The sequence below is a fragment of the Microcystis sp. M109S1 genome, assembly GCF_020247025.1.
GTDB lineage: Bacteria > Cyanobacteriota > Cyanobacteriia > Cyanobacteriales > Microcystaceae > Microcystis.
On record NZ_JADBRW010000124.1, the window covers coordinates 1 to 5,474 of the forward strand.

Here is a 5,474-nt window from a genome sequence, read left to right on the forward strand (position 1 = left end):
ACCCCCAACCCCCAACCCCCAACCCCCACCGAAAAACTTTTTCAGCAGACCCTAGTTATAGCGTTTCTCATAAGTATGAAGTATAACTGGATTGGGCATCGTCTCCTGATTCCTGACTCCTGACTTCTGGCTCCTGACTCCCGAAACCGAAAACTTTGTACCTCACTATTAAGATAATTGCCATAACATGACAGATTATTTGGTTTCCCTGACAATTTGGGCGGGTATTTATGCGATTTTTGCCCTCGGTTTAAATCTACAATGGGGATTTACTGGCTTAATTAACTTTGGTCACGTTGCTTTTGCCACTTTAGGGGCTTATGCAACGGTTTTATTAACTTTACAGGGTGTACCGATGATTTTTGCCGCCATTGTCGGGGCGATCCTAGGGGCATTGTTGGGATTGGCCATCGGTTTTTCCACCCTGAGATTAAGAGCCGATTATCTAGCAATTGTCACCATCGGGGTGTCTGAGTTAATTCGTTTGCTGGTGCTTAACGAGGATTGGTTAACGAAAGGCAGTTTCGGACTACAACGTTATCCCCTACCTTTGGATATAAATCCCAGTTTTCCCGTCAAATTATTAATTATTGCCCTGTTTACCCTGCTTGCTATCTTTGCTCTCTGGCAATTGGGGCGCAATCTGCAACGACAATGGCGCGAAGCGGGGCAAATTAGCGGTAAAAGCTATCAACCGACGCAAAAGAGACCTTTAATCTTTTGGGGGTCGTTAGGGGCGATAATCCTGCTTTTTCTGTATATAAACGGTGTAATTGCCTTGAATGACTATAATTACAAAGCGGGGCTGATGGTGGTAGTTTTAGTCCTCCTCGCTCTCGTTTATACTGGTTTAGAATTACTTTTGCGATCGCCTTGGGGACGCATCCTCAAAGCTATCCGGGAAGATGAAGAAATTCCCCGGGCTTTAGGAAAAAATGTCTTTTGGTATAAGTTACAATCTTTGATGTTGGGCGGTGCGATCGCTGGTTTAGCTGGGGCTTTTTTAGCATGGCAATTAACCACTATTTACCCGACTAATTTTGAACCATTATTGACTTTTAACGCTTGGATTATTATTATTCTCGGTGGCTCTGGTAGCAATGCCGGCACCTTACTAGGAGCAGTAATTTTCTGGGCTTACGATTCCCTGACTCGCTTTATTCTGCCCCAATTAGATATTTTTAATGATAGCCAATTAGGGGCTTTACGGATTATGATTATCGGTCTGCTGCTCATGGTTTTAATGATCTGGCGACCCCAGGGTATCCTCGGCAAAAAAGAGGAGTTAACTTTGGGAAAATAATTTCAGTTATCAGTTATCAGTTATCAGTTATCAGTTATCAGTCATCAGTCATCAGTTATCAGTCATCAGTTATCAGTCATCAGTTATCAGTCATCAGTGATTAGATTTGAATATTAAGTGAGCAGTATTAAATAGCAGTTTTCTAAGGACTTAAGCAAAATTAATTACACATTTAAATAACCCTATTGCCTATTGCAAGAGTGCCTATTGCCTGTCTCAACTAAGAAATTTATTTCCCACGACTACTTACTGTCTTTTCACTGATTACTGTTTAATGTTTACTGATAACTGATGTTTATCTGATCAATTATGTTACTTTCTGCCAAAGGATTATCGAAAAGTTTTGGGGGCATTCGCGCCGTCAATAATGCTTATTTGGATGTGCCGCAGGGCAGCATCACTGGGTTAATCGGTCCAAATGGGGCCGGCAAAACCACACTTTTTAACCTTTTATCTAATTTTATTCGCCCAGATAAAGGAGAAGTTTTTCTTGATGGTCAGCCCATTCATCAGCTGCCTCCCTATCAAATTGCCCTGAAAGGATGTGTGAGAACTTTTCAAGTAGCAAGGGTATTATCCCGATTAACGGTGTTAGAAAATATGCTCTTAGCTAGTCCGGGGCAAACGGGAGAAAATTTTCTCAAAGTCTGGTTTCAGGGGGCAAAAATTCGCCAACAGGAACAGGAAAATCGTGCCAAAGCTTTGGACATATTAGATTCGATTGGTCTGGGGGAGAAAGCGCAGGATTATGCGGGAGCTTTATCGGGAGGACAGCGTAAATTATTAGAGATTGGCCGAGTGCTAATGACCAAGCCAAAATTAATTTTATTAGATGAACCAGCCGCCGGAGTTAACCCCACTTTAATCGCTCAAATCAGCGACCATATTATCGAATGGAATCGTCAGGGAATTACCTTTTTAATTATCGAGCATAATATGGATGTGATTATGTCCCTTTGTCACCACGTTTGGGTATTAGCAGAAGGGACAAATTTAGCCGATGGTATTCCCAGCGAAATCCAAAAAAACGAGCGGGTTTTAAAGGCTTATTTAGGAGACTAAAGCTAATTTTTGCACCTGTTCAACAAAGTTAGCCAGAATTTTTAAGCCATTAGTCGAGGATTTTTCCGGGTGAAACTGCACCGCTACCAAACGATCACGAGCGATCGCTGCCGTCACCGTTTGACTGCCGTGGGTGACGGTGGCAGCAGTTACATGACTATCAAGGGGATCGACATAATAGGAATGGACAAAATAGACGTGAGGATGCGGGGGTAATCCCTGCCAAAGAGCATGATCCGGCTGGGTGAAGTTTAATTGATTCCAACCCATGTGGGGAATGGTAATGCCAGGTTCCGAGCGAAAACGGCGCACTGTCCCCGGAATAATCCCTAAACCCGCCTCTTGACCTTCCTCCGATGTCTCAAAGAGAATTTGTAAACCGAGACAGATACCGAGAAAGGGTTTACCATTAGCGATCGCCGCTTTGATCGGTTTTTCTAGATGACGGCTGCGAATTTGCCGGAGAGCAGGATCAAAAGAACCGACTCCGGGTAACACAATAGCGTCAGCTTTTTCGAGATCGAGGGGAGAATCGGTAATTTTCGGCACTGCACCCACGGTTTCCAGTCCTTTACAGGCAGAGTGCAGATTTCCCATGTCATAATCGATGACAGCGATTAAGGTCATTGCTATATACTGATCAAGCGATGACCCTATTTTAGAGCAATCACGCCGCTAAATTTAAGTCTTGACTCAAAAATGAAACGCACGACGGGGGAAGCCGAAGGCGGGGGGATCACATCGCCGTGTACCAGTTGAGAAAGTGCATAATTTTGGGTAAATCTTCTGGTTGGGCAGGTTCGATCAGATAATGGAGATGATTAGACATGATACAGAGAGCATAAAGCTTAAACTGGTGTTTGTCTAAAGCCTTCTTGATGGCATAAAGAAATACCTCCCGCCATTCCCGCTTGGATAGTTTGAACTCTCGGTTATTGCAGCGTGTGGTGACGTGGTAGGAATAACCAGCTTGTAAATTTCGAGGTTTTCTGGGCATATTTAAATTCTTGAAAACGGAGTAAATTTTATGTTAATAACAAAACCCCGCTTTCAAACCTTTGCCGAATATCTACAATATGAGGATAATTCAGAGGAATCATCTGAATTATTTAACGAAAAATTGGTAGAATTGCCACCAGAATCAGGACTTAACTTTCAAATCGCTAACTTTCTTTTTCTCACATTTGCCTCACTTGTTGGACATCGGAGAGTCAGAGGACATAGGACATGGATAGGAGAGGACATGGTTTAGAATTAGAAGTGAGAGGCGAACCGAAAAACCGTTATCCTGACTTAACCATTATTCGAGAAGAACATATTCAATTACTCTCCCAGAGAAATACGATTCTTCTTTCCATGTTACCCCCCTTATTAGTCATTGAAGTGGTTAGTCCAGGGGAAATTCAAAGAGAGAGAGATTACATCGCTAAAAGAATTCAATATCAAGATTGTGGGATTCCCAAATACTGGATAGGTTATCCTCAAGCTCAAACCATTTTAGTCTTAGAATTAAGAGTAGATACTTACACAAAGGTTGGTAATCTTAGCAATGATGACTTAGTAATATCTGCTATATTTAGTCAACTCAATTTAAAAGTTTCTCAAGTATTTAATTAGGCAAATTAACCCCCATGATTACCGTCGAACCGATGATCTTAAACTTAAAATCCGTCAATTTAAGCGATGAGCAATTTTATCAACTTTGCCATAATAACGACGATTGGCGAATTGAACAAAATGCCGAAGGAGAATTAATCATTATGCCGCCTGTTGGTGCTATTAGTGGAAATCGAGAATCAGATTTGAACGCCGATTTGGTTATTTGGAATCGTCAAACAAAACTCGGTAAAGTCTTTAGTTCTTCCACTATATTTACCTTACCCAAGGGTGGTAAACGTTCCCCTGATGTTGCTTGGATTGCTAATGAACGCTGGGAAGCTTTACCCCGAGAAGAACAAGAAAAATTTGCGAGAATTTGTCCTGATTTTGTGATAGAATTAAGGTCGCGCACTGATTCTTTAAGTCAACTACAAGCAAAAATGCAGGAATATCTTGATAGTGGCTTAAGATTGGGTTGGTTAATTGATCCCATTAGTCAACAGGTAGCCATCTATCGCCAAAATCAGGAAGTAGAAATCGTCTCATTACCAACCACCTTATCTGGGGAGAGCGTTTTACCCGGATTTACTTTAGAATTACCCATTTTTTGACGACAGGAAATACCAAGATGATAGCAACTACAACGATTTCTCCTCAATTAACCATTCCACGCCTAGAAAATGGGGACAAGCTCACTCGTCGTGAATTTGAGCGTAGATATAATGCCATGCCAAATCTGAAAAAAGCAGAACTCATTGAAGGAATTGTTTATATTATGGCTTCTCCCCTCAGAATTAAGAACCATGGTGAACCCCATGCTGATATTATAGGTTGGCTAAGTGTGTATAAAGCCTTTACCCCCAATCTGCAATTAGGGGATAATTGTACGGTTCGTCTTGATGCGGACAATGAACCTCAACCCGATGCACTATTAAGAATTAAAAATGGTGGACAATCAACGATTAGTGAGGATGGTTATGTCGAAGGTGCGCCAGAGTTAATCGTCGAAATTGCAGCGAGTACCGTCTCCCTTGACTTACATCAAAAACTTAAGGTTTATCGCCGTAACCAAGTGCAAGAATATCTAGTCTGGCGAGTTGACGATGGAGAATTTGATTGGTTTAGATTAACCAATGAAGAATATATTAAACTTGAACCGAGCTCAGAAGGGATAATTTGTTCTCAGATATTCCCTGGATTATGGTTAGATAGAGATGCTTTATTAGCTGGTGATTTAGCCAAGGTTTTAGAGGTTTTGCAATTAGGAATAGCAAGGATCAAAAATTAATCTAGTTAGAGTAATCTAAATTTAACAAAAACTTCACGAAAATTCATAAAAAAACTATTGACTTGACGACCAAAGAAGGAGTAATGAAAACCGATAAAATCTTTTATACCCTATTTCAAGTCTTTCCCGAACTTCTCTTTCAACTGCTAGGAGAATCTCCCAATCTAGCGCAAAATTATCAATTCAAGTCAATCGAAATCAAAGAATTGGCTTTCCGACTCG

7 protein-coding genes and 1 pseudogene are annotated in these 5,474 nt (G+C 41.2%); 6 read left to right on the plus strand and 2 right to left on the minus strand.

Annotation, left to right across the window (positions count from 1 at the left end; all coding sequences use genetic code 11):
• The first annotated feature begins 187 nt into the window (after positions 1-187).
• Together IM322_RS05920 and IM322_RS05925 are read left to right on the plus strand one after the other, a co-directional pair.
• Entirely contained in the window at positions 188-1,303 is a 1,116-nt protein-coding gene (locus IM322_RS05920) for a branched-chain amino acid ABC transporter permease (RefSeq protein WP_287673881.1), read from the plus strand.
• 309 nt (positions 1,304-1,612) lie between these two features.
• Complete coding sequence (locus IM322_RS05925; RefSeq protein ID WP_287673880.1) at positions 1,613-2,365, plus strand: ABC transporter ATP-binding protein; 753 nt, start codon at positions 1,613-1,615, stop codon at positions 2,363-2,365.
• Here IM322_RS05925 and hisH read toward each other — a convergent pair.
• Both hisH and IM322_RS05935 read right to left on the minus strand, forming a co-directional pair.
• On the minus strand, positions 2,354-2,992 hold the full coding sequence (gene hisH, locus IM322_RS05930) for an imidazole glycerol phosphate synthase subunit HisH (RefSeq protein WP_287673879.1): 639 nt from the start codon (positions 2,990-2,992) through the stop codon (positions 2,354-2,356). The two genes, IM322_RS05925 and hisH, sit on opposite strands and share 12 nt — an antisense overlap.
• Before the next feature lie 109 nt (positions 2,993-3,101).
• Positions 3,102-3,362, minus strand: coding sequence for a transposase (locus IM322_RS05935; protein WP_287673878.1), 261 nt, complete (start codon positions 3,360-3,362; stop codon positions 3,102-3,104).
• A 30-nt stretch (positions 3,363-3,392) separates the two neighbouring features.
• Between IM322_RS05935 and IM322_RS05940 the strand changes: the two are divergent.
• The 4 genes and pseudogenes from IM322_RS05940 to IM322_RS05955 form a co-directional block, all read left to right on the plus strand.
• Positions 3,393-3,982 (plus strand): annotated as a pseudogene (locus IM322_RS05940) (Uma2 family endonuclease).
• A gap of 14 nt (positions 3,983-3,996) precedes the next feature.
• Complete coding sequence (locus IM322_RS05945) at positions 3,997-4,575, plus strand: Uma2 family endonuclease (RefSeq protein ID WP_287673877.1); 579 nt, start codon at positions 3,997-3,999, stop codon at positions 4,573-4,575.
• 17 nt (positions 4,576-4,592) lie between these two features.
• The gene (locus tag IM322_RS05950; protein WP_287673876.1) at positions 4,593-5,252 is read left to right on the plus strand and encodes a Uma2 family endonuclease; all 660 of its coding nucleotides are present in this window, start codon (positions 4,593-4,595) and stop codon (positions 5,250-5,252) included.
• An 83-nt stretch (positions 5,253-5,335) separates the two neighbouring features.
• On the plus strand, positions 5,336-5,474 hold a 139-nt coding region (locus IM322_RS05955), incomplete at its 3' end, for a DUF2887 domain-containing protein (protein WP_043996774.1).